This window comes from Anaeromassilibacillus sp. An172 (assembly GCF_002160515.1).
GTDB lineage: Bacteria > Bacillota > Clostridia > Oscillospirales > Acutalibacteraceae > Limousia > Limousia pullorum.
On sequence record NZ_NFKS01000002.1, the window covers coordinates 49,944 to 71,562 of the forward strand.

Consider the following 21,619-nt stretch of genomic DNA (forward strand, 5'->3'; position numbering starts at 1 on the left):
GGTCAAAAGCCATGAAAGCTGAAAACATGGAAAAATCTAAGCAGTTAAAAGAGATAATTAAAAACAGCAAAAAAATCTGTGTGTTTACAGGAGCAGGAATAAGCTGTCCCTCAGGTATTCCTGATTTCCGTTCCGCAGACGGACTTTACAATCAGAAAAGCGGATATAACTACAGTCCGGAGGAGATTATTTCCCACAGCTTTTTTGTGAGAAATCCCGACCTGTTTTATGACTTTTATAAATCAAAAATGCTTTATCCAAATGCACAGCCTAACAAAGCTCACAAGTATTTTGCAGACCTTGAAAAACAGGGAAAGGATGTTTCTGTTGTAACACAGAATATAGACGGACTTCATCAAAAGGCTGGAAGCAGTAAGGTGTTTGAGCTTCACGGAAGCGTTGCACGAAATTACTGCACAAAATGCAAAAAGAGCTATAGCCTTGAATATATTGCAAATTCTCAGGGTATACCACGCTGTACAGAGGACAAGGCAATAATAAAGCCGGATGTAGTTCTGTATGAAGAGCCGCTGGACGGAGATGTAATTGAGGGTGCAATAAATGCAATTGCCAATGCCGATACGCTTATAGTTATAGGAACCTCACTGGTTGTATATCCTGCGGCGTCATTTATAAGATATTATAAAGGTAAAAATATGATACTTATAAATAAATCAAAAACCTCCTATGACACCATCGCAAATATGTCAATAAACGAGGATGTTATAGAAGTGGTTGAGTATCTGGAAAAATAAGAAAAAATGAGGAAGTATGAAGAATGACAAAAATTAAAAATTTCATAAAAAACGAGGCGGTTCTCTGTATTGCCGCCGCCTGTACGGTGATTTCGGCGTTTTTTTCTCCGCCGTCTTTGGACTATTTCGGTTACATAGACTGGAGAGTGCTTTCGCTGTTGTTCTGTCTTATGGCGGTGGTTGCGGGGCTTAAAAAGTGCGGCTTTTTTTCGTCGGTGGGAGCGAAAATGCTGAAAGGTCAAAAGTCATTGGGATTTGTGTCACTTTTACTTGTGTGGCTGCCATTTTTTGCCTCAATGCTTATAACAAACGATGTTTCCCTGATAGTTTTCGTGCCATTTGCGGTTATGATTTTGGGAAATCTCAAAGAGAAAAAATATCTCATGAGGGTTGTGGTTATGCAGACAATAGCCGCAAATCTGGGAAGTATGGCAACTCCTGTGGGAAATCCTCAAAACCTGTTTATCTATTCAGCTTTCGAGCCGGATTCTTTGGAATTTATAATGACACTTTTGCCGGTGGTTGTAGCAAGTTTTGTTCTCGTGACAGTAACCACATATTTTCTCTGTAAGGGCGACGGTCAGCAGGTAACTTTCGATGATGAAACCCACTGCAATAAGCTGTCGGGATGGTTGTATTTTCTGCTTTTTGTTTTGTGTTTGCTGGCGGTTTTCCGTGTGGTTCATTATCTGATAATTCTTGGCGTGGTTACATTTTTCCTTATCGCCTATGACAGGAGAATACTTTTAGATATCGACTATTTTCTTTTGCTCACATTTGTGTGCTTCTTCATATTTGCAGAGAATATCGGAAACATTCATCAGGTTTCACAGTTTCTTGGAAATCTTATGAGCATTTCGCCTTTCTTTACCTCTGCCGGCGCAAGCCAGATTATAAGCAATGTGCCTTCCGCAGTTTTGCTTGCCGGATTTACCGACAATTGGAGAGCACTGCTTTTGGGAACAGATATAGGAGGACTGGGAACGGTGGTTGCCTCCCTTGCAAGCCTTATATCCTTAAAGCTTTACATAAAGACAGAGGGCGCACAAACCGGAAAATATTTTGTACTTTTCACCATACTGAATTTCCTGTTTCTCGCTATACTTTGCGTGGGAGCGGTGCTGTTTTTACTTTAAAAAATATAAAAGAGAGTCTATTCAAAATGGATAGGCTCTCTTTTTGTGTTAAGCTTTATTTGTAAAATCTTCCGCCGCTTTTACAAAGCGCAGTACATCCTCAGGCGGGTCAAGACTGTAAAGTAAACCGTAGGGAATACTGTAATCCCAGTTTACCGGAATGGAAACAAGACCCGGGTGTACATCCTGCCAACATTCTATTGTGAGCAGTACGTTTCCGGTTTCTGCACAGCGGTTAAATACAGACAAGTCGTAAAAATGCGGTGTATCTTCAATTTTTATTTGAGGATGATTTTTTTCTAAATCGCTTCGTATAAAGTCGTTTGCACCGGAATCTCCGGGACTTACCATCATCAGAGTTTCTCCGTACAAGTCCTCAATGTTTATGAGCTTTTTTGAAGCCAGACGGTGTTCCCTTGATACAGCTACCATCTTTTTATATCGTCCAAGGGCATAAACTGACATAGGGAGAGCCACATTTTTGAGTCGCATACCCCTATAAGAAAATCAAATTTTTCCCCCAGTTTTTTTATCTCAGACAATATTCCCTCATGGTTGTCCTCAAAGGGAACAAGATGAAGCTTATAATCCGGAAAGCTTTGATTTATGCGGTACCATAAATCCATAAAAGGTTTCGCCGGATTAAGCAGGGAAGTCCCAACACAAAAGGTGGTGTCGTGGGCGTGAGCCATGTTTTGAGCGGCGGCAATAGATTTTTTTGAATAGTCTATAATAAATTCAGCGTCACGGTAAATCATCTCCCCGGCAGGAGTTAAGCTGACACCGGAGGGGCTTCTTTCAATAAGCTTTAAATTGAGGTGATTCTCAAGTGTATTCATCTGTTTCATAACCGCAGTCGGTGAAATATAAAGCTTGTCGGCGGCTTTGGTAAAGCTTTTGCAGTCTGCCACAGCGATAAAAGTATCAAGCAAAGGATTATACATACGTACCTCCTTGAATCTGTATAAACTTTAAGTTAATACGATGATAACATATCGGAAATTCCAAGTCAATGGAGAAAGTGTTATACTGTAATCAGAAAACAAAACGGAGGGATTAAAATGTCGAAAAAGTTAATAGCTTTTTATTCAAGAGCAGACGAAAACTATGTTAACGGACTTATAAAAGAACTTGAAGTTGGCAATACGGAAATTGCCGCAGGTATAATCCAAGAGTTGACAGGAGCTGATTTGTTTAAAATTGAACAGGTTAATCCCTATTCAAAGAGCTACAACGAATGTATAGCCCAGGCTCAGGAGGATCAGAGAAAAAATGCCAGACCGGAGCTTAAAAGGTATCCGGAAAGCATAGATGATTACGACGTTATTTATCTTGGATATCCTAAAATGGAGCAGGGTTATATCTGTGTATAGCGGTGTATTGCGTGGAGGAAGGAGGGCGAATAGGTACAGGAAACACAACAGAAAGAAAAAGTGTGTATAGAGTAAGGTAGGAACGACCATGAGAGTGGTCGCTTTTTTTATGGGAAAAATCCCCCTATCCTACAAGCTATAAGGAAAGGAGGTCATATCCATGAACACCAAGATCTGCTATCTATATCGGGATGCAGGTAACTATAAGGTTCATAATGAGTGCGTTATCCAGGGGGAATTATCCAAGGAGCAAATCCAAAGCATTCTTGATTGCTGTGACATGGGGGAATATTTTATCCCAAGACAGGTCGGGATGCCGGAAAGGAGATTCGATGAGTATGATACCGAGGTCGATCATTGCTGGTTTGAAATCAGCGAAGATGGGTTTGAGCGCACAAATCAGCCTGCGAATATTCCTTTAACGCCCAGACAGCTTGTGGAGAACTTTGCCCTTCGTAAAGATAATTGGGATGACACGGAGTGTATCGATTCAGAAAATAGTGATTTAGGAATGGAGATGTAGCTGATGAATGAATGGGAACGCCTGCACCAGCAGGCCAAACGGTACCAGACAGAGTATCCTCCCGGTACCCGGATCATGTTACTGAGCACGGGCAGAGATCCGAATCCTGTCGAGGATCAGACAAGAGGTACTGTCAAAGTAGTGGATGATATCGGAACACTGCACTGCTCGTTTGACAATGGAAGGTCTCTCGGAGTTGTGCCTGGTGAGGACTCGTTCCGCAAGCTGACGGAGGAAGAATTGGCAGAGGAACAGGAATCCGGCATGACTGAGGATCAAGGCCCCGTCATGGGAATGTAGGAGGTAAATCATTTGGAAATGGAAATTGAGATTCCAGAGGCGCTGGTGGAGCCGCTTTTGATCCAGGCTGCCATTGAGGAAGTGCCTGTGGAGGAAATTGTAACAAGGGCAATTCAGAAATTCATGGAAAGAGGTGAACACAGTGGCTGCTGACGGGAAGAAAGGCATTACGGTCAAAGTCGATGCGGCTTTGCATGCCGAGATTACACAATATCTGCAAGACCACGGGATGACGATGACGGAGTTTGTCACACTGGCATTGCAGGATGAACTGCATCCTAAAATTGATGAAAAGGAAGGGAAAAACATGGAGAAAATGAGGACACTGGCGTTTCAGGTGCCGGAAAGCCTGTTCCAGCGGATCAAGGATTATCTGCACCGCAATAACATGACACAGAAAGACTTTGTCATCGGCCTGATTGAGCAGGAGCTGGATCGGGATCTGGCTGAGAGTCAGGAAACCGGCGAGGCCCAGGGTGACTTCGAGGATACAGAGGAACTGGAGGATACTGAGCAGTTGGACGCTGATCAGGAGTTACTGGAAGATGCGGAAACTGCTTCTTCTGCGGAGGGAATGGATGAAGCGGAACCGTCTATCTCCGATCAGGAAGAACCGGAGACATCTGAGGAAGGCCCTGATGCCGAAGAACTGGATGATGAGATGTCTCCATTAGAGGAAACCGGCGAGTCAGAGGATCAGGACGATGAAGATATGTCAGAGGATGCCCTGGAGGATGAGGGCGAGGAAGAAACCGAAGAAGCCCTGGAGGACGAATACGAGGATGAATCCGAGATTGAGGATGAATCGGAAGATGAACATGTAGGTTTCGCCATGGGAATGTGAGGTGAATACAGCCTATGACAATCTATCAGGCAGAATTGCTCCGCCGCCTCCCTCAATTAGACTGTACTGGGTATTATGGTTATCGGGATGGTCTGCTCCACATTTTTCACGGAGACGATCCTTTCTGTCGTCAGACACCCGAAGGCTTTCTCCGGTTTTATGAGGATCAGTTTGAGGCACTAAGCCAGACGGAACTCTATGATAAAATTCATCAAGAGGTCAGAGCCATCCGTGAGTATGTGGGCCTCTATGAAGCAGCCCCGCAGATGGAGGCAGAGGGCGTCCATGATTACCGGAAACTGGCGGAGTATGGGAATATCGTCCTGGCCGGAACGTATAATGAAAACCATGGTTTCATGTTTACCACATGGGATCAGGATAAAGAGCGCAGCTATGTATCCGGCGGCGATTATTCTCCCAATTATGCATATGCAAAAGAATCTTTCGTCCGACGTTCGGGGCTGATCCAGGAACAACGCCTGTTCCAGCCGGAAGAAGCAGAAAATCTCTATCGTTGTGTGGACTACGCCAGAAATCACTGCGGCTCCCTCACCTTTGAGCAGTCGAAAGCGCTGGATGAGCTGGCGGAAAAGCTGTCGTTTGGCTATCCGGAGATTGAGAAAAATCCCCCCACCTTTGAACCGGAGGATGGCCCACAACTGAATCTGTAACTGAAGTGGCACCCTTGCTTTGTTGATGAAGCGAGGGCTTTTTTTATGAAAGGAACCATGAATGATGTATTTTACCGAAACCGAAGCCCTCCGTGAGCTGGAGATCCTCATGCAGATGATCCCCGGTTTCCAGCCCAAGGGCTATGGGAGCATGGTCATGCCGGATCAGATTTATATCTGTCTGCAGGAACCGTCCCCTCCCACTTATCAGGAGATGATCGCGGATACCATGCATGCTGTCCGATACCGCCCCTTCCTGCAAAGAGTGGAGGAACTTCTAATCGAAAGCGAGATGAGGCCCATGAACTATCTAAGCAATCACCATCAGAAACTTTTCCAGATAGCCATCCAGAAAAAAGACAGGAAAAATTATGCCCTGTTGTCGGCACTCTATCTTTTTACCGCCGATCCGAGGCTCTGGCGCATCATGAGGCATCAGGTGGATGGGAACCTCATCCGGTTTGACCGCAGGAAACTGTGCGGTTTGAATGAATACACCTATCCCCTCTACTGTGCGGCCAAGGATTTATATATGGGAACCAGGCATCTTACCATCCGGGATCTGGCTGACAGGGAGCTGATCTCCCCAAAGCAGTTTGCCGCCATCTGCGATGCCATGGCAATCCGCAGATTCGGCCTGAAAGCCATAGAACCGGCAGAAAAAAAGGAGGAATGTGAACCATGAACATCGAAGAAAGATATCCCCTTCTCATTGGGCATTCCAGCCAGGGAAATCATGAACTGCACAGCATTCAGGAGGTGGCGGATTTTATCTGCACCCAGGGGCTGGAAAGCGACCTGCTGATTACCCAGGAGGATGGCTCCTATTTTTTGAACACCTTCGGCATCTACATTGACCGGATTGCCGACATGGAATATCGTGAGGCGCTGCTGAAGGTGCTGATCCCCATGCAGATGGAACTGGACGGTACAGCAGAGATCGATGAGGAACCCAGCCCGGAGGATGAGCGGCTGGAAGAAGTCAATAAGAGGCTGGAGCCATTTGAACTGTACCAATGCGGCAACGGGAAATATGGGCTGTCTCTTCCTTTTTCTTTTCTGCAGGAACCCTATGAGAATTACGGACAGGCGGCGTTTAACCGGTTCGCGGAGGAACATGGCGAAGAAGCAAAGAATTCCTTCGGCCTGTATACCCATGGGAGCGGCTACGAATGGGAAAAAGTTTTCCAGGCCGCCTTTCAGGATGATGCGGGCTTGCGAAGAATTTCGTTTGACAGTGAGGCCGGAGGATTTTACTGCTACTGCCCGGATGCCGAACTGCTGGAACGCATGGGGCTTGCGTTCAAGGCTATCTGCGATGATCCGGAGCGGTTTCAGGAAATGGTAAACCGCGCGCTTTCGGATGGGCAGGACGAAATGCCGGGGATGCAGCTATAAGAAAGAAGAAATGGAGATGGAACAATGGAATCCGATAGAAAAACCTTACAGATTGAAGTAGTCACAGAAAATGCTGACCAGAGCGGCGTTTATTTTACAGCCTTAGACCTTCCTGCCATGGGCGGCCGCATTCAGGACGCTCTCCAGAGACTCCGGGCTACAGAAAATCCGGCCCCCTCTTTCAACGTGAGCATCCGGGAAAGCCCAAAACTCCCGGAGCTGGCCGATACTATCCTGATCGCTCCCACGCTTCCGGAGCTAAACTTTTTTGCCCGCCGGCTGGCGTCCATGCCGGATGAGGATATCCTGCTTCTGAAAGGCGTATTCCGCTACCGGATGGAAGATGTCCGGTATGAGAACGGAATCCCCATGAAGGATCTGATCAACCTGACCTATGGACTGGAAGCGGTCATGATCGCCTCGAATGTCGGCGATGATGAAGCCTTGGGGCGGTTTGTCATCGAGAATGAGCTGAATGAAGATGTAAACGCCATCCCTGAGTCCTCCCTCTATCTGCTGGATTTGGCTCAGATCGGGAAAATGCAGAGGGAAAATGATGGCGGCGTGTTCGTGGAGGGCTGTTACGTGGTAGCCGGGGCATATGAGCTGGCTGAGATTTATGATGGAACCCATCTGCCGGAAATAAAGGAAGAACCGGAGGATACTGTGTTCCGGCTTTTGGTCGCTCAAACGCCCATGGACGATCCGGAAGAAACCATTGGAAGTGCCGAGTGGATCAGCCTGCCGATTTCGCAGGAACAGGCAGATCAGGCGGCAAATCGACAAAACGAGGTTTGCATGGAAGACTGTGTTTATTTCGACATGGAATCCGCCATCCCACAGATCGATGACCAGGTCTTCGACAGCATGGATCACTTTGCCCGGTTGAACCAGATTGCCATGCAGTATCAGGCCATGGACGAACCGGAGCAGATTAAATACAAGGCGGTACTGGAGGCCGAGCCGCACCTGACAATGGAAAAGGCCCTGGAGCTTGCCTCTCATCTTCCAGAGTATGAATTCACACCTCTGCCCTGTGATGAGGCGAACTTTTTCAAAGAATATCTGTCCCATCACTTGGACGCCCGCATGGATCGGAGGTGGCTGTCCACCATTGCAACACAGGCCGAAGGAGCCAGATTGCTGCAAAGTCTGAGCGCATCACAGACAGAATATGGAATCCTATCGGCCCGCGGGCATTCCCTGTACGAATTGGTTCCTTATGGGGAGTCGTCCAGAGAACTATCCACCCAGGCCCTGACGGATGAAAAGCTGGAAGTGGTGGAGGTGCTTGGGCAGACCGCCCTGTTTACCAATGGCCGGGTAACCGAACAGGAGCTTCCGGATGGGCTTTACCGCTATGACCTGCGGGAAGGAGAAAATCTGGCTTTCGCCACCATTGAAAGGAACGTGGCGGTAAATCACGCTGGTACGATCCTGACCAAAGCGCCGCTGGACTTTGGCGGCCAGGAATATTTTGTATTCGATGACGATACCAGACCTAACTTCCTGGGCTACGACCTGACACCGGAGGAATTCCTGCAAACAGATTTTACCCAGACGGATGCCCAGGAGGAAGACACTGCCCCACAGATGGGAGGTATACAGTCATGATGTTTGCTCTGGATTTTGTTCTTGGCCTGATCCTGGGAGCGGCGATTACCGCCCTGGCAGCCATGGCCTTGTTCAGTTATCGGGAATATCAGCGGGAAACCGCTGCGGAAATTGAAAAGCTGAGTAAGCGCCTGAATGAAACCCAGGCGATGATAAACCAAACAGAAATGGAGAGAAGGATTCATGGCAACAATCACTGAAATCAAAGCCGAGCAGCTCCGGCGTCCGGATACTCCGGAAGGGCTGATCCTTCAGGGCTGCGGCGGGGATCTGCAGGAATGGGTAACCGGCATCAATGACATGCTGACGGAGGAAAATATTCTGCTGGACGGGAGCCGGTTTGAACAGGCTTCTGTTTTTGAACATCAGGGCCTGACCAACCTGTTCCTCCCCTTTGACGATGTCAAGCTGGACATGGGAAAGCTGGCGATCTGGCGCTTGAACACCCGTGAGCAGTTCGGGAGCATGTGGTGTTCTGACTACGTGGATAACCGGCTGGGCGGCCCTTTGGAAGAAAACGCCCCGGCACAAAAGCCGGACTGTCCTCTCATTGGGCAGAACGGAAACATCTTCAACCTGATGGGGATTGCCAGCCGGACACTCAAGGAACATGGCATGGAGGAACAAGCCAGGGAAATGCGGAGCCGCATTATGGAATCCGGCAGCTATGATAAGGCCCTGGTAATTATCGGAGACTATGTCAACATCACTTCTATCGATGAGACGGATGAGGATTTCGAGGAAGGGATGGACATGGACTTATAAACCATTTGAAAGGAAGGAGAGGTGAAGAAAGATGGCTGCATTTTTATCTGGAACTGTGGTTGGAGGGATCATGGGGATTGTGATTTTATGCCTCTGCCAAGCGGCATCCCGTGCTGACCGGGAAATGCCAAAACTTTAAGTATCGCTAAAATTACGCCGGTATCAATCGCCCTTTAAGACGGTTGGTACCGGCTTTTTTGCTTTCCGGGCGGTTGGTGCCACCAAGGAGGTGGCGAATATCAAAACACCTGTGAGCTGGGTGGGCAATAAAACGTCCATCCTCCACATTCTCTATGCGCTGTTCCCGATCCGCTATGAGCGGTATATAGAACCCTTCGGCGGCTCCGGCGCAGTGCTGCTTGGCAAGGCTGAGCCGGATAAATTCGAGGTTTACAACGACTACAATGGGAACCTGGTGAACCTGTTCCGCTGTATGCGTGACCGGCCTCTGTCCTTTATCCGGGAGCTGGGCTTTCTGCCCTTAAACGCCAGGGATGACTTCCTGGTCTTAAAGAAGTTCTTTCAGAAGGAAGAATTCACCGATGAATTCTTAAATCAGGAGCTGGATCTGACCACGATTGTCCTGCCGGAGATCAAGGCGGAGGAAATCCGTGAGCTGTATAAAAAGGCCATGCATGATTATGACCTGCGCCGTGCGGTGATGTTCCTAAAACTCATCCGCTACAGCTATTCCAGCTCAGGAAAGAGCTTCGCCTGCCAGCCCTTCTCCGTCCGGAGCCTGTTCGGGCTGATCCAGGATTTCAGCATCCGCATGGAGAACGCTGTCATCGAAAATCAGGACTTTGAAGTGCTGATCAGCCATTATGACCGCCCGGATGCCTTCTTTTACTGTGATCCGCCCTATTTCAGCAGCGAGTATGTGTATGAGTGCGGATTTACCTGGGAGGATCATGTGCGTCTCCAAAGCACCTTGGCGGATGCGAAGGGCAAATGGCTGGTGTCCTATAATGACTGCCCGGAAATCCGGGATCTGTACCGGGGATCGGAATTCTTTGATTTTAAGCGTATCCACTCCATGGTGCAGAAATATGAGGCGGGCAAGGAATTCCCGGAGCTGCTCATCGGCAACTATGACCTGTATGAGAGGGAGCGCCGGAAACCGCATCAGATGACGCTGTTTTCCGATCCCAGCTTCGATTACGAAAAAACCTTAAAGGAGTGTATCATATCATGCAAGAAAAAATTGTAAAGGGATTTATTTTCATGCCTGTACCCGCCGATCTGTTCATGGCCTCCGGCATCGAGCCGCTGTCGCTGCTTCGTTACTCCGCCTCGGAGGGCCGGATCGTCATTGAAGTGATGGATGGCATGGAAGACGATATCGCCTGCGATGGCGATTGTGAGAACTGCCCTCATGCGGATGCTTGCGAGGAAAGTGAGGTGTTCTGATGGGGCCGATGTACCGTGTCCTCGGTAAACGGGGGCGCATTACCATCCCCTTTGAAATCCGCAAGCGTGTGGGCTTTGCCTACAATGACATTCTGTCCTTCACCGAGCAGGATGACCGCACCGTAGTGGTAAAACGGGAAAAGATCTGCGATGAGTGCAAAGCAAAAGAACGGGCCAAGGATGACGAGGTATCGCTGCTGGAATTCCTAAACAGTCTTACCCCGGAGGAACAGCATGCGGCCCTGATCCATCTGTCTGTCAAATGGGCGGAGAAAAAGGGCGGTGATTTTTATGGATAGCCGAAAGCCCCTCTATCGCCATTCTCTGAAGGAGGCTGTCCGGCATGAGGAAAAAGATCTCTGGCGGGAAAGTTATAAGATCAACTGCGACTGCGCCAGGGCCATCGAGCGGATCATTGCCGAAAACTATGATGGCAAGAAGCTGGGGCCGGATCTGGCGGAGCCGATTATCCAGCAGTATGGCTTCAACCGTGTGAACTGGGTGCTGGCCAATACCGTACAGCAGAAAAAAGAAGATGGCCGTATCTCCCCGGAAAACCGGCAATGGGCAGAAACCTTCCCGATTCCCCAGGAGGATCATAACTGGCAGTTTGAAGTAAGTTCCCATCCGGGGCTGACGGATTTGTTCATAGGCGATGTGCGGAAGGCATGGCAGGCCCTGGGCCTGTTTACCGCCGCTCACTGTGTGGAGAACAGCCAGAATCAGGACTATACCGGGAAACTGCTGGTGCTGAACCCTCATATCCTGGGCAGCGCCTACCAGACACCGGAGCGTCAGCTCTTCCTTGCCAAGGATGGATGGGGATGCATCCCCGGCGCTCCCAGGCAGACCGTGTTCGGGAGATTCTTAAGCGAGGAAAAGGATCAGATTACCTTTTTCAACCGCTCCGATTTTATCGGAGTCCTGAGCGCAGAATATCTGCCGGATTGGGCGAAGGAAAAACTTGCGGCAATGGAGGTGCCGGAGACGGAGGAAACCCCGTCCGATGGCATGACTTTGCAATAAATCAAACAGGAGGAAAACCATGGCAACGAAACAATCAGAAAACGGGCAGAAGAAAAAAGCCCCGGCCTTCAGCGCCAAGATCGATGCCCTGTGCGACACCGGCTCCAGCACCAAGGCGTTTGCCAGTGTCTGCATTTCCGGGCGCTTTGTTGTCCGTGACATTGCGGTGATGGAGGGCAAGAACGGACTCTTTGCCCGGATGCCGTGCCGCTCCTACCAGGACAGGCATGGAAACACCCACTATTCGGACACCTTCTTCCCGCTGAACGCAAATGACCGCACTGCCATCAATGAGGCGGTTCTGTCCGCTTATCAGCAGGAGCTGGAACAGAGCGAGGCGGAAGGGCTGGACGAAAGCGAGGACGCATCCGAAGGGATGGCTCCTCAGATGTAAAGTGGCCGGAGTATTCCGGCAAAGTGCGTAACGAAAACTGAATCAGGCAGCATGGAGGGATATATCTGCGGATGCGTCCTTTTTTGTTTGCCAACAAGGAGGAAAAATTAATGTCGAAAACAAGCGTTTTCAAGAGGGGCCTCACCGCATTTATGGCGATGCTTCTGTGCCTCTCCAGTTTTATCGGTCTTGGAACGACCACTGCCTATGCCGCTGGCGAGCAGGCGGAGGTCTATATGATCTCGTTCCCCCGTGACGGGGATGCCAACTATGGCGGCGATTGGGGCCATCCGAACCTCCACTATATGAATGGTTGGACAAGTGGAAGTTCCGACAAGACAACGATCCGGGCCATGGGCTCCTATACGGGAATCGCCTGCTACTGCATCGAGCCTGGTGTCACACAGAACACCGGGGATGTGCTGACCAAGTGGGATGAGAACTTTTGGGATAACTATCCCTCGAATCTCAACAGCACCATCTCGCCGGATGAGATCAAGACCTTTATTGGCCGGATCTTCCAGTATGGCTATACCGGCAACATCTCTTTGGACTGGCGCAGCCAGAATGCAGGTGCGGATAACCTGGCCCACCTGATCGCTACCCAGCTCCTCGTCTGGGAAACCGTGGTCGGGGAACGGGATTCCAACTTCCAGAAGGTGGACACCGGCGGCTATGACGCAGTGCTGGATCAGATCAGCACCGGCCATCCGCTGTATAACCAGATCATGAGCTACTACAACAGCATGGCCACAAACGTACAGAATCACACCAAGCTGCCCAGCTTCATGAGCAAGAGCGCAGACAACGCCCAGACTTTTGAGTTTGAATGGGATGGCAGCCAGTACAAGGCAGTTCTCACCGATGAGAACAACGTAGTGGGATCGTTCAGCTTCTCTGCCAGTGAGTCCGGCGTCAACTGTTCTGTGGAGGGCAACCAGCTCGTCATCACAGCAGCCGAAGCGCCCAGCGAATTCATGACCATCACCGCCTATAAGGAGGCCACCCGCTATGGCGTGATCACCTGGACGGATGGAAATGTGGGCGGCGGTGTTCAGGACGTGGCTACGTTTGCCGAAACGGTCAGCGATTCCGTCCAGGGCTTTGTGAACCTGAAAGTAAGTTACGGTTCCGCCAAGATCATTAAGACCTCTGAGGATGGCATCGTGGAGGGCCTCTCTTTCCAGATCACAGGGAATGGCGTAGACCAGACCGTCCAGACTGGCTCCAATGGGGAAATCCAGATCGATAACCTGAAGCCTGGGGATTACACCATTACCGAGCTGTCGGAAGACCGCTATGTGCCGCAGGATTCCCAGACCGTGACGGTTTATGCCGGTCAGGTGGCCACTGTGGAATTCTCCAATATCCTGAAGAAATTCACGGTGGAGCTTACCAAGAGCGACAGTGAAAAGGGCGAGGCCCAGGGCGATGCAACCCTCGCCGGAGCCAAGTATGGCCTTTACAATGGAGAGGATCTTGTGGACACCTATACCACCGATGAAAATGGCTCCTTTACGACAGCAGAGTACATTTGCGGCCCTGACTGGACGATCCGTGAGATCGAGCCGAGTCCGGGCTACCTGCTGGATGAAACCGTCCATGAGGTGGGTGCTGATGCCGGGAACTTTACCATCGAGCATAATACCATTCCGGTAGGCGTAGGCGAAGATGTGATCAAGGGCGATATTGCCATCATCAAGCACACGGACGATGGCAGCACTCAGATCGAGACACCGGAGGAAGGGGCTGAATTCCAGATTTACCTGAAGTCAGCAGGCAGCTACGATGCCGCCGATCCGGATGAGCGGGATATCCTGACCTGCGATGCCGATGGCTTCGCACAGAGCAAGAAGCTCCCCTATGGGGAATATGTTGTGGAGCAGACCAAGGGCTGGGATGGCACCGAGTATATGCCTGCTTTTACTGTGACCATCGATGAGAATGGAAAGACTTACAAATATCTCATCAACAACGCTGAGTTTGAAGCCTACCTGAAGATTGTCAAGGTGGATGCGGAAACGGGAGAAACCATTCCCTACGCCGGAGCTACCTTTGAAATCTACGATCCCGATGGCAACCTGGTTACCATGACCACCACCTATCCGGAGGTGCAGGAGCATACCCAGTTTGTAACCAATGAGGAAGGCTGGCTCATCACGCCGGAGGTACTTCCCTTTGGCGAGGGCTATTCCATCGTGGAAGTTGAAGCGCCCTACGGATATGTCCTGAATTCCGATCCCGTGTTCTTTGATGTGACACCGGAGAATGCGGTCAGCGAAGATGGCATTGTCCTGGTCATTGCGGAGAAAGAAAATGCCCCGCAGAAAGGAACCATCACCATCGAGAAAACCGGCGAGGTGTTCTCTTCCGTGGAGATCCAGGAAGGAAAGCTGCAGGATCGGTATAAGCCGATTTACGCAGAGTCCGGGCTGGAAGGAGCCGAGTTTGAGATCCGGGCTGCGGAGGACATTACTACGCCGGATGGCACTCTCCGTTACAGCGCAGGCGAGGTTGTGGATACCCTGACCACTTCGGCGGATGGCACTGCCACCAGCACGGAACTGTACCTGGGCAAATACGAAATCGTGGAAACCAAAGCGCCTTATGGCATGGTACTGAATGAGGAACCCATTTCTGTGGAGCTTGAGTACGCCGGACAGGAAGTGGCGGTCACCAGCACCTCCGTCTCTATCTACAATGAGCGCCAGAAAGTCCTGGTGAAGCTCTATAAGGATTTGGAGAAGGATGAACTGTTCGAGATCGGCACCGGCGATGAAATCCTCAATGTTTACTTCGCCCTCTACGCATCCGAAGACCTGACTGCCGCCGATGGCACGACTATCCCGAAGGATGGCCTGATTGAGATCGCTGGCGTACAGGCGGACGGTACCCTGACCTTCTCGGCAGATCTGCCCATTGGCTCCTACTATGTGAAGGAATACTCCACCAACGAGCATTACCTGATTTCTGAGGAAACCTATCCGGTGGTCTTTGAGTATGGCGGCGAGGACACCGCTGTGGTGGAGATCGTGGTCAATGATGGCGATGCAATCCTCAACGAGATCATCCGTGGCAGCATCAGCGGCATCAAGGTGGATGAAAACGGAGAGCCGCTCCCCGGCGCAGTCTTTGGGCTGTTTAAGGCAGACTGCACGGAGTTTACCGAGGAAAATGCGATCCTGACTGCGGAATCCGCGGAGGATGGCAGCTTCTCCTTTACGGATGTGCCTTACGGAATCTGGCAGATCAAAGAGATTTCTACCGTGGAGGGCTATGTCCTTTCCGATGAGATCTTTGAGGTACAGATCGATGAGGACGGCCAGGTCATCGAGCTGGGCAACATTGAGAACAAGCCAATCACCGGCGAGCTGGAAATCACCAAGAAAGACATCGCAGATGGCAAACTCCTGCCGAATGCGGGCTTCCGCATCAAAGACGAGGATGGCAACGTGGTGGCCGAGGGCTATACCGATGAGAACGGGATCGCCCGTTTCACTCTGGAGTATGGAAAATACACTTACGAGGAATTCGATGCGCCGGATGGTTACCAGATTGACACGACACCGCATTCGTTTGAGATCAGAGAGGATGGTGAGATTGTGAAAGCGGAAATGACCAACGAAAAGATCCCGACTGTGGATGTGCCGCAGACCGGAGACAGCAGCATGACTGGCTTCTGGATCGGCCTGGGTGCCATCGCCCTGGGCGGCCTGGTTGCCCTTCTGATTATCCGTAAAAAGAACAAGGATGATGAGTAAGATGAAAAAGGTGTATATCTGCTCCCCGCTGGGCGGCGATGTTTCCGCTAACCTGGAACGGGCCAAGCAGTATGCCAGATATGTATTCTCCTGTGGGGCAGCTCCGGTTGTCCCTCATTTTTATGCCCTTGTTCTGGAGGATGGCAATCCAGAGGAAAGGCAGCTCGGCATGCAGGCCGGAAGGAGTCTACTCTGGCTGTGCGATGAGCTGTGGATCTTCGGGGATCATGTTTCGGCGGGCATGCGGGAGGAAATCCGCTTCTGCCAGAACTTAGGTCTGAAGATCCGGACAATCACGGAGAAACAATTCGCAAGCGGCAAAGCGCCGTAAAATGTAGCTTCGACACAGAGGAATCGTTTTGTGCGGCAGACGTTATAAAGCGGTTCCTGTATGCCGAAGGCGTCTGCCGCCAGACATTCCTCCCCATTTTGATAGGAGGATAATGCAACTTATGAAGAAAAAAACTACGAAGATTCTTCTGTCTGCGGCCATGGTGACCTTGCTGGTGGCAGCCAGCGCCATGCCCGCCTTCGCCGCCGGTGACGTGGCCGGAGCCATTGAACAGACCTGGACGCAGGCCCAGACACAGATCAAAACGGTCGTCAACAACGTGGTCTTCCCGGTGGTGGATATGATCCTGGCTATCCTGTTCTTCGTAAAGGTTGGCACCGCTTACTTCGACTACAGAAAGCATGGGCAGTTTGAATTCGCAGCCCCATGCATCCTGTTCGCCTGCCTGATCTTTACCCTGACCGCTCCCATGTACATCTGGTCGATTCTCTGATGGAAGGGGGCAATTAAGGAATGGTCATATTCCATCGATGTGAGATCCGCTTAAAACCTGGAGAAACCATGCTGGATCTGTTCGTGCCGGACAGCGGAGAATTGGATCAGCACCCGGCGATTCAGGAGATGCTTGCCAGGGAGCAGCCCCGCAGTTTTCAGATCGTAGACCATCCCTGTTGGTATGAAAACGGGGAGCCAAACCGGAACGCTACCCTGGAGGAAATCGCCGCATGGACGAAAGAGGATGCCTATCTGCACATGCCGGGGATGACCGTCCTGCCGCCGACTCACTATTACCGCTACTTTGGCAATCCGGAGGTATTGGATACGCTGCATCCGAAACTGCAGGCAGAATACGAAGCCTATCGGGGCCAGTGGAACACTGCTTTCTCGCAAGGGAAAGATGCCTTCTATGAAAAGCTCCCTGAGATTTGTGTGGTGCAGACCGTCTATCGCAACCTGGAGCAGTGCAGCGCTAGCTACGATCAGGGCTATTTAGCGGCCCTGACAGAAGAAGAAACACCATTGACTACACTGGCGCAGGCATATGACCAGGGCGGATATTTTGAAATCGGCCCTAACGCAAGTCTCCTTTTGGAAGATGTGGAATTAAACCGGGAGAACCTGGCGGAGTATTACAAGCTGGATGAGGTCGCAGTCGGTATGACCGATCATGCGGCCCTTATGGAACTTTTGGATGCCCATCTGGATCAGGAATATGCCGTACTGGAACAGCAATGGTCTTCCCTGGATTTTAACGGAGCGTTGGATCACGCTGTCGAAATGTATACCTTCCGGCAGTTTTATCAGACCTTCCGGTTTGAGAAAGACGAATATCCAGCCAGCAGCCTGGATCTGATGGCGCAATTAAAAGAGCCAATGCAGGAAAATCAGGACTGGATGATTGGGGAACGAGTCTTATATGAGATGAGCCTGGATGAAATCAGCCAGCTCCTGCCTCGGTTATATCCGGATGTTGTCCCGGAGGACGATCCCTGGGGCAGGTTCAGCAACCGGGAACTTTTTACCCGAAAGGATATGTTATCTGATCCGGGAACCAGCTCTGTTCCGCCTTTTTGCATCCGGGATGGAATGGAAAAAAACTATCTGGAACTGAGAAAAGAAAAAGGCAGTGACGGGATCGTCCGCTATGCCGAGCGTTGGAGCCAGATGATGGAACAGGAAATCAAAGGCGGGGCTTCTGTAGCGGAGGCCGCCGAGCGCACCAACCATTCAGCGGATACGGATGGCATCACCGGATATATGTACGGACAGGCAGTCAGGCTCCTGAGTAACTATTGGGAACATGGCGAGGAACTGCGGCAATGGCATAATCAAAGGTTGGGCTACAGCGGAGAGGGCGTTATCAATCCAGCAATCCTGGCTCCTCCAGCAAAGGAGGATGCCTTGCCGGATATGCAACCGGAAGAACCCGGCCCTGCCATGAGCCAGTGAAAAGGCAGAAAGGAAACAGCATGAATTTTTACGAAAAGGAAATGCGGAATTTCTTTGGAAACAGCGAACTTTTACAGGATGCCCACTTCTGCGGGAGAACCTGTCTGGCCCGGTTGGATGAGGATCTGAGGGTAAAGCTACAGCTTACGACCACCGGCATCATAGACCAATACGATGCCATCAATCTGTCCATCATCAACCGGACAGATGGCGTGGTGGATCAGCAGCTTTTCCGATTCTCTGACATCATCGGGAAACAGCTCCGAAACGGAAGGGATGTCATCGAACCGCACATATGGGAATACGATGGCAAGCCCTCCTGGTATCTTCCCATCACCCAGGCAAACCGGACGCAGATCGCGGATACGATCTTTGACTATGTGGGAATGTATCAGGACGAATCCATCGGTATGACCGGACCGGGAATGTAAGTTCAAAAACAGACAACATGGCGGGAAGGCTGCCTGATCCGTAAAAGCAGCCTTTCCCTTTGGAGGTGATTACAATATTTGATTGGTTAGGTGACCTCATCGGCGGGATTGGCGATGCCATTGGCAGCGTGTTCAGTTTCCTCGGTGAGCAGATCTCCAACGTGATCTGGGATACCATGCTCCAGTGGTTCTACACCACCATCTATGATGCGGTGGCGCAGTTCTTTACCATGATGGGAAATATGGGAGCCGAGATCTTTGAGCTGGATTGGGTGCGCGCCACTGTGGAACTGTTTACCCTGTTCGGCTGGGCGCTCTTTGTGGCAGGCGTGGTGGTGGCGGTGTTCGATGTGGCCATCGAGTACCAGCACGGACGGGCCGACATCAAATCCGCCGCCATCAACGTGTTGAAAGGCTTCTTTGCCTGCTCCCTGATCGGCGTGGTACCCATTGAACTATATAAGTTTTGCATCAGCCTGCAGAACACCTTTGCCGGGGATCTCACCCGGATTTTTGCCGGACAACAGAGCCTGGGGCTGGCCGGGGAAAGCACCAACGTGCTGGTAGGCAGTTTTATGATTGGAAATGAAATCAGCGCCAGCCTGTTCAATATCCTGTCGCTGATCGCATTCGCCTACTGTGTGATTAAGATCTTTTTCGCCAACATCAAACGTGGCGGCATCCTGCTGATCCAGATGTCCGTGGGCGCATTGTATATGTTCAGTGTTCCCAGGGGCTATACAGATGGCTTCGTACAATGGATGCGGCAGGTGGCGGCCCTTTGCCTGACCTCCTTTATGCAGACCACACTTCTGTTCTTAGGGCTTTTGACCTTCCCCGGAAATATGCTCCTGGGGCTTGGCATCATGCTGGCAGCCAACGAGGTACCTCGGATTGCCCAGCAGTTCGGCCTGGACAGCTCGGTGCGTGTCAACGTGATGAGCGTGGTTCACGCCACAACCACGGCAGTCAACCTGACCAGGGGGCTGGCCCGCTCCGTAAGATAAGGAGGAAATCGTATGAGTATGAAAATCAAACCAGAAGCTGTGGCCAGCATCCGAAAGATGGCGGCGGTCTGCCAGGGGAAACATCTGTCCACCAAACAGGCCGGACTGGATCGCTTCGTACAAGGATATCTGACCATCTTTCATCTGTGGGAGGATGAAGAAGCCTTAAGAGAAATGGCGGGCTATGTGCCGCCCGGAAGTTTACAGGACGATCTGCTGGAACGGGCTGAAAATTTATCAAGGAATGGAGGAATCTCATGACAACCTATCTTTACCCGCAAAACTTAAAAGCTACCGCCAACCTGTGGCTGTGGGGGCTGCGGGATTTTGCCATCCTGTGTATCGCAACACTGCTGTCGGTGCTGGCCCTGGTGCAGCTCGGCTTTTTTGTCCCGGCTGCGGTTACCCTGTGCTTTGGATTTTTAAGCATCCGGATGGATGACACCACTGTCCTGGACTTTATGCGGTATGCGGTACGTTACTTTATTTCTACCCAGCAATACTTTGAATGGAGGTGATCCCTGTGGCGAAGAAGGAAAAAGGAACCCGCCAGAAAAAGAAAAAAGGGCGCTCCACCCAGGAACTTCTCGGCATCAAAACCTTTACCAAGTATGGGCTTGCGGTGGGGAAATATGAGCTTTTATTTTATATGATTGCGCCCACCAATATCTCCGTGCTGTCCAGGGCCAATATCGAGATCAAGATCCATCACCTGATGATGGTGCTGTCCGCCGTGCCGGATATCGAGGTTACCTGTACCGACTCCTGCGAGTGCTTCGACGATAATAAAACCTATCTGCAGGCTCGGCTTGAGGAAGAAACCAATCCCAAGGTACGGAAGATCATCAAAAAGGACATTGATTTCCTGGATGATATCCAGACAGAAATGGCTACCGCCAGACAATTCCTGCTCATTGGCCGCTGCCGAAATCTGAAGCCGGAACAGGTATTTAATACCGCCAACCGGATCGAAAAGGTGGTCTCTGAGCAGGGCTTTGAAACCCACCGGATGAAGAAGGCGGAGATCAAACGTTTCCTGGCGGTCTACTTTGAAGCATCCATGAATGGTGACCAGATGCCGGACACGGATGGAGAGCAGTTCTTTGACGGGGAGGATTCCGATGAAGAAGAAGCCTAAAATCCCCAGGGCGGTCATCGGCACTGTCCTGGTTTTTGTTGTTCTGCTGTCGGTTTTCATGGCAGGCCATGACCTGTGGAGGCAGAAACAGGCGCAGGATACCTTCGAGGATCTGGCGGATCTGGTCACTGCGCCGGAAGATCCGGAGGAATCACAGGCGGAATCCTCTGCGCCGGAGGAATCTGCAGAAGCTCAGGAGCCGCAGGAGGAACAGAGAAATCTCTCCTTATTGTTCGAGCAGAACGCAGACTGCATCGGCTGGATCTGCATCCCCGGCACAGCGGTGGACTATCCGCTGATGCACACCCCGGAGGATTCTGAGAAATATCTTCGGAAGGATTTCTATGGGGCGTACAGCATAAATGGCGTCCCCTTCCTGGATGGCCGGTGCAGCCTGGAGAGCGCAAACTTAATCATCTACGGCCACAACATGAAGAATGGCACCATGTTCGGGAGCCTGAAAAACTATACGGATGCCAGTTACTATGCTGAGCATCCCACCATTGAGTTGGAAACTGCCGCTGGCAAAGCACTCTATACCATTTTTTCCGTGATGAAGGTGCAGAAGGAGGATGCCTGGTACCGTTTCCTTACCGTGGATACAGAAACGGATTTCCTGCACCATATCCGCTACGCCAGGGAGTGTGCCCTCTATGACACCGGGATTATCCCGACATATGGCCAGCAGCTCCTCACCCTGTCTACCTGTTATGGTTCATCCGGCGGGGATGGGCGTCTGCTCATTGTGGCTGCGAAAACGGAATAACCAATCAACTATCGGTCGTTTTGCATCAGGCAAAGCGGCCTTTTCTGATCCCCTTGCCGGTGCAA

The 21,619-nt window shown here is 50.7% G+C and carries 31 protein-coding genes; 29 read left to right on the top strand and 2 right to left on the bottom strand.

Features of this window, described 5'->3' with window-relative positions:
- Positions 1–11: 11 nt before the first annotated feature.
- Both B5F08_RS01425 and B5F08_RS01430 read left to right on the top strand, forming a co-directional pair.
- Entirely contained in the window at positions 12–755 is a 744-nt protein-coding gene (locus tag B5F08_RS01425) for an NAD-dependent protein deacylase (RefSeq protein ID WP_242968165.1), read from the top strand.
- A 23-nt stretch (positions 756–778) separates the two neighbouring features.
- A complete protein-coding gene (locus B5F08_RS01430; protein ID WP_087376049.1) occupies positions 779–1,891 on the top strand; it encodes an SLC13 family permease in 1,113 nt (370 codons plus the stop codon).
- Positions 1,892–1,939: 48 nt separating this feature from the next.
- Here B5F08_RS01430 and B5F08_RS13725 read toward each other — a convergent pair whose 3' ends face one another.
- On the bottom strand, positions 1,940–2,323 hold the full coding sequence (locus B5F08_RS13725; RefSeq protein WP_442856048.1) for a hypothetical protein: 384 nt from the start codon (positions 2,321–2,323) through the stop codon (positions 1,940–1,942).
- Positions 2,317–2,835 (bottom strand): LysR family transcriptional regulator, encoded by a 519-nt coding sequence (locus B5F08_RS13730; RefSeq protein ID WP_442856049.1) that lies wholly within the window; start codon positions 2,833–2,835, stop codon positions 2,317–2,319. The genes B5F08_RS13725 and B5F08_RS13730 overlap by 7 nt, the downstream gene beginning before the upstream one ends.
- A 117-nt stretch (positions 2,836–2,952) precedes the next feature.
- Here B5F08_RS13730 and B5F08_RS01440 point away from each other — a divergent pair, with 117 nt between their 5' ends.
- The 27 genes from B5F08_RS01440 to B5F08_RS01565 all read left to right on the top strand — a co-directional run bounded on the left by B5F08_RS01440 (position 2,953) and on the right by B5F08_RS01565 (position 21,554).
- Complete coding sequence (locus tag B5F08_RS01440; RefSeq protein WP_442856050.1) at positions 2,953–3,264, top strand: flavodoxin; 312 nt, start codon at positions 2,953–2,955, stop codon at positions 3,262–3,264.
- A 160-nt stretch (positions 3,265–3,424) separates the two neighbouring features.
- Positions 3,425–3,787, top strand: a complete 363-nt coding sequence (locus B5F08_RS01445) for a hypothetical protein (RefSeq protein ID WP_087376050.1) — start codon at positions 3,425–3,427, stop codon at positions 3,785–3,787.
- A gap of 3 nt (positions 3,788–3,790) precedes the next feature.
- Positions 3,791–4,087 carry a DUF4314 domain-containing protein gene (locus B5F08_RS01450; RefSeq protein WP_087376051.1) on the top strand — a complete coding sequence of 99 codons (297 nt, stop codon included), beginning with the start codon at positions 3,791–3,793 and terminating at the stop codon, positions 4,085–4,087.
- 12 nt (positions 4,088–4,099) lie between these two features.
- A complete protein-coding gene (locus tag B5F08_RS13195; RefSeq protein WP_158096176.1) occupies positions 4,100–4,240 on the top strand; it encodes a hypothetical protein in 141 nt (46 codons plus the stop codon).
- Positions 4,230–4,931 carry a hypothetical protein gene (locus B5F08_RS13360; protein WP_204245147.1) on the top strand — a complete coding sequence of 234 codons (702 nt, stop codon included), beginning with the start codon at positions 4,230–4,232 and terminating at the stop codon, positions 4,929–4,931. Before B5F08_RS13195 ends, B5F08_RS13360 begins: the two co-directional genes overlap by 11 nt.
- A gap of 14 nt (positions 4,932–4,945) precedes the next feature.
- Entirely contained in the window at positions 4,946–5,602 is a 657-nt protein-coding gene (locus B5F08_RS01460) for a hypothetical protein (RefSeq protein WP_087376052.1), read from the top strand.
- 61 nt (positions 5,603–5,663) lie between these two features.
- Positions 5,664–6,287, top strand: coding sequence for a hypothetical protein (locus B5F08_RS01465; RefSeq protein ID WP_143256341.1), 624 nt, complete (start codon positions 5,664–5,666; stop codon positions 6,285–6,287).
- Positions 6,284–7,000 (top strand): Imm51 family immunity protein, encoded by a 717-nt coding sequence (locus B5F08_RS01470; RefSeq protein ID WP_087376054.1) that lies wholly within the window; start codon positions 6,284–6,286, stop codon positions 6,998–7,000. The genes B5F08_RS01465 and B5F08_RS01470 overlap by 4 nt, the downstream gene beginning before the upstream one ends.
- A 24-nt stretch (positions 7,001–7,024) precedes the next feature.
- A complete protein-coding gene (locus tag B5F08_RS01475; RefSeq protein WP_087376055.1) occupies positions 7,025–8,614 on the top strand; it encodes an LPD28 domain-containing protein in 1,590 nt (529 codons plus the stop codon).
- Entirely contained in the window at positions 8,611–8,814 is a 204-nt protein-coding gene (locus B5F08_RS01480; RefSeq protein ID WP_087376056.1) for a hypothetical protein, read from the top strand. Before B5F08_RS01475 ends, B5F08_RS01480 begins: the two co-directional genes overlap by 4 nt.
- Positions 8,798–9,379: a hypothetical protein gene (locus B5F08_RS01485; RefSeq protein WP_087376057.1), complete on the top strand. Its 582-nt coding sequence runs from the start codon at positions 8,798–8,800 to the stop codon at positions 9,377–9,379. Before B5F08_RS01480 ends, B5F08_RS01485 begins: the two co-directional genes overlap by 17 nt.
- A gap of 31 nt (positions 9,380–9,410) precedes the next feature.
- Complete coding sequence (locus B5F08_RS13735; RefSeq protein ID WP_087376058.1) at positions 9,411–9,518, top strand: DUF3789 domain-containing protein; 108 nt, start codon at positions 9,411–9,413, stop codon at positions 9,516–9,518.
- Positions 9,519–9,608: 90 nt separating this feature from the next.
- Positions 9,609–10,589, top strand: a complete 981-nt coding sequence (locus tag B5F08_RS01495) for a DNA adenine methylase (RefSeq protein WP_330395795.1) — start codon at positions 9,609–9,611, stop codon at positions 10,587–10,589.
- Complete coding sequence (locus B5F08_RS01500) at positions 10,571–10,789, top strand: hypothetical protein (RefSeq protein ID WP_044940743.1); 219 nt, start codon at positions 10,571–10,573, stop codon at positions 10,787–10,789. The genes B5F08_RS01495 and B5F08_RS01500 overlap by 19 nt, the downstream gene beginning before the upstream one ends.
- A complete protein-coding gene (locus tag B5F08_RS01505; RefSeq protein WP_087376059.1) occupies positions 10,789–11,088 on the top strand; it encodes an AbrB/MazE/SpoVT family DNA-binding domain-containing protein in 300 nt (99 codons plus the stop codon). The genes B5F08_RS01500 and B5F08_RS01505 overlap by 1 nt, the downstream gene beginning before the upstream one ends.
- The gene (locus tag B5F08_RS01510; protein WP_087376060.1) at positions 11,081–11,815 is read left to right on the top strand and encodes a DUF3849 domain-containing protein; all 735 of its coding nucleotides are present in this window, start codon (positions 11,081–11,083) and stop codon (positions 11,813–11,815) included. Before B5F08_RS01505 ends, B5F08_RS01510 begins: the two co-directional genes overlap by 8 nt.
- A gap of 19 nt (positions 11,816–11,834) precedes the next feature.
- A complete protein-coding gene (locus B5F08_RS01515) occupies positions 11,835–12,209 on the top strand; it encodes a SpoVG family protein (protein ID WP_087376061.1) in 375 nt (124 codons plus the stop codon).
- A 71-nt stretch (positions 12,210–12,280) separates the two neighbouring features.
- Positions 12,281–15,970 carry a SpaA isopeptide-forming pilin-related protein gene (locus B5F08_RS01520; protein ID WP_242968167.1) on the top strand — a complete coding sequence of 1,230 codons (3,690 nt, stop codon included), beginning with the start codon at positions 12,281–12,283 and terminating at the stop codon, positions 15,968–15,970.
- A gap of 1 nt (position 15,971) precedes the next feature.
- Positions 15,972–16,301 (top strand): DUF7768 domain-containing protein, encoded by a 330-nt coding sequence (locus B5F08_RS01525; RefSeq protein WP_087376063.1) that lies wholly within the window; start codon positions 15,972–15,974, stop codon positions 16,299–16,301.
- A gap of 121 nt (positions 16,302–16,422) precedes the next feature.
- The gene (locus B5F08_RS01530; RefSeq protein WP_044941137.1) at positions 16,423–16,755 is read left to right on the top strand and encodes a DUF3852 domain-containing protein; all 333 of its coding nucleotides are present in this window, start codon (positions 16,423–16,425) and stop codon (positions 16,753–16,755) included.
- Between the two features lie 20 nt (positions 16,756–16,775).
- On the top strand, positions 16,776–18,212 hold the full coding sequence (locus tag B5F08_RS01535; RefSeq protein WP_143256342.1) for a hypothetical protein: 1,437 nt from the start codon (positions 16,776–16,778) through the stop codon (positions 18,210–18,212).
- Between the two features lie 20 nt (positions 18,213–18,232).
- A complete protein-coding gene (locus B5F08_RS01540; protein WP_087376065.1) occupies positions 18,233–18,643 on the top strand; it encodes a hypothetical protein in 411 nt (136 codons plus the stop codon).
- A gap of 65 nt (positions 18,644–18,708) precedes the next feature.
- Positions 18,709–19,650, top strand: a complete 942-nt coding sequence (locus B5F08_RS01545; RefSeq protein WP_242968188.1) for a conjugal transfer protein TrbL family protein — start codon at positions 18,709–18,711, stop codon at positions 19,648–19,650.
- A gap of 12 nt (positions 19,651–19,662) precedes the next feature.
- Entirely contained in the window at positions 19,663–19,911 is a 249-nt protein-coding gene (locus B5F08_RS01550; protein WP_087376066.1) for a hypothetical protein, read from the top strand.
- Positions 19,908–20,168, top strand: a complete 261-nt coding sequence (locus tag B5F08_RS01555) for a hypothetical protein (protein WP_044940729.1) — start codon at positions 19,908–19,910, stop codon at positions 20,166–20,168. Before B5F08_RS01550 ends, B5F08_RS01555 begins: the two co-directional genes overlap by 4 nt.
- Before the next feature lie 5 nt (positions 20,169–20,173).
- Positions 20,174–20,788 (top strand): hypothetical protein, encoded by a 615-nt coding sequence (locus B5F08_RS01560; protein WP_087376067.1) that lies wholly within the window; start codon positions 20,174–20,176, stop codon positions 20,786–20,788.
- Positions 20,772–21,554 (top strand): class B sortase, encoded by a 783-nt coding sequence (locus B5F08_RS01565; protein WP_158096177.1) that lies wholly within the window; start codon positions 20,772–20,774, stop codon positions 21,552–21,554. Before B5F08_RS01560 ends, B5F08_RS01565 begins: the two co-directional genes overlap by 17 nt.
- Positions 21,555–21,619 lie beyond the last annotated feature (65 nt).

Excerpts from the sequence above, each read along its gene's own strand:
- B5F08_RS01515 (WP_087376061.1), top strand. The coding sequence starts at position 11,835 with ATGGCAACGAAACAATCAGAAAACGGGCAGAAGAAAAAAGCCCCGGCC.
- B5F08_RS01555 (WP_044940729.1), top strand. The coding sequence starts at position 19,908 with ATGACAACCTATCTTTACCCGCAAAACTTAAAAGCTACCGCCAACCTG.
- B5F08_RS01535 (WP_143256342.1), top strand. The coding sequence starts at position 16,776 with ATGGTCATATTCCATCGATGTGAGATCCGCTTAAAACCTGGAGAAACC.
- B5F08_RS01510 (WP_087376060.1), top strand. The coding sequence starts at position 11,081 with ATGGATAGCCGAAAGCCCCTCTATCGCCATTCTCTGAAGGAGGCTGTC.
- B5F08_RS01540 (WP_087376065.1), top strand. The coding sequence starts at position 18,233 with ATGAATTTTTACGAAAAGGAAATGCGGAATTTCTTTGGAAACAGCGAA.
- B5F08_RS01480 (WP_087376056.1), top strand. The coding sequence starts at position 8,611 with ATGATGTTTGCTCTGGATTTTGTTCTTGGCCTGATCCTGGGAGCGGCG.
- B5F08_RS01485 (WP_087376057.1), top strand. The coding sequence starts at position 8,798 with ATGGCAACAATCACTGAAATCAAAGCCGAGCAGCTCCGGCGTCCGGAT.
- B5F08_RS13725 (WP_442856048.1), bottom strand. The coding sequence starts at position 2,323 with ATGGTAGCTGTATCAAGGGAACACCGTCTGGCTTCAAAAAAGCTCATA.
- B5F08_RS01525 (WP_087376063.1), top strand. The coding sequence starts at position 15,972 with ATGAAAAAGGTGTATATCTGCTCCCCGCTGGGCGGCGATGTTTCCGCT.
- B5F08_RS01565 (WP_158096177.1), top strand. The coding sequence starts at position 20,772 with ATGAAGAAGAAGCCTAAAATCCCCAGGGCGGTCATCGGCACTGTCCTG.
- B5F08_RS13735 (WP_087376058.1), top strand. The coding sequence starts at position 9,411 with ATGGCTGCATTTTTATCTGGAACTGTGGTTGGAGGGATCATGGGGATT.
- B5F08_RS01475 (WP_087376055.1), top strand. The coding sequence starts at position 7,025 with ATGGAATCCGATAGAAAAACCTTACAGATTGAAGTAGTCACAGAAAAT.
- B5F08_RS01550 (WP_087376066.1), top strand. The coding sequence starts at position 19,663 with ATGAGTATGAAAATCAAACCAGAAGCTGTGGCCAGCATCCGAAAGATG.
- B5F08_RS01445 (WP_087376050.1), top strand. The coding sequence starts at position 3,425 with ATGAACACCAAGATCTGCTATCTATATCGGGATGCAGGTAACTATAAG.
- B5F08_RS01505 (WP_087376059.1), top strand. The coding sequence starts at position 10,789 with ATGGGGCCGATGTACCGTGTCCTCGGTAAACGGGGGCGCATTACCATC.
- B5F08_RS01460 (WP_087376052.1), top strand. The coding sequence starts at position 4,946 with ATGACAATCTATCAGGCAGAATTGCTCCGCCGCCTCCCTCAATTAGAC.
- B5F08_RS13730 (WP_442856049.1), bottom strand. The coding sequence starts at position 2,835 with ATGTATAATCCTTTGCTTGATACTTTTATCGCTGTGGCAGACTGCAAA.
- B5F08_RS01530 (WP_044941137.1), top strand. The coding sequence starts at position 16,423 with ATGAAGAAAAAAACTACGAAGATTCTTCTGTCTGCGGCCATGGTGACC.
- B5F08_RS01450 (WP_087376051.1), top strand. The coding sequence starts at position 3,791 with ATGAATGAATGGGAACGCCTGCACCAGCAGGCCAAACGGTACCAGACA.
- B5F08_RS01430 (WP_087376049.1), top strand. The coding sequence starts at position 779 with ATGACAAAAATTAAAAATTTCATAAAAAACGAGGCGGTTCTCTGTATT.
- B5F08_RS01440 (WP_442856050.1), top strand. The coding sequence starts at position 2,953 with ATGTCGAAAAAGTTAATAGCTTTTTATTCAAGAGCAGACGAAAACTAT.
- B5F08_RS01470 (WP_087376054.1), top strand. The coding sequence starts at position 6,284 with ATGAACATCGAAGAAAGATATCCCCTTCTCATTGGGCATTCCAGCCAG.
- B5F08_RS01500 (WP_044940743.1), top strand. The coding sequence starts at position 10,571 with ATGCAAGAAAAAATTGTAAAGGGATTTATTTTCATGCCTGTACCCGCC.
- B5F08_RS01520 (WP_242968167.1), top strand. The coding sequence starts at position 12,281 with ATGCGTCCTTTTTTGTTTGCCAACAAGGAGGAAAAATTAATGTCGAAA.
- B5F08_RS01465 (WP_143256341.1), top strand. The coding sequence starts at position 5,664 with ATGATGTATTTTACCGAAACCGAAGCCCTCCGTGAGCTGGAGATCCTC.
- B5F08_RS01425 (WP_242968165.1), top strand. The coding sequence starts at position 12 with ATGAAAGCTGAAAACATGGAAAAATCTAAGCAGTTAAAAGAGATAATT.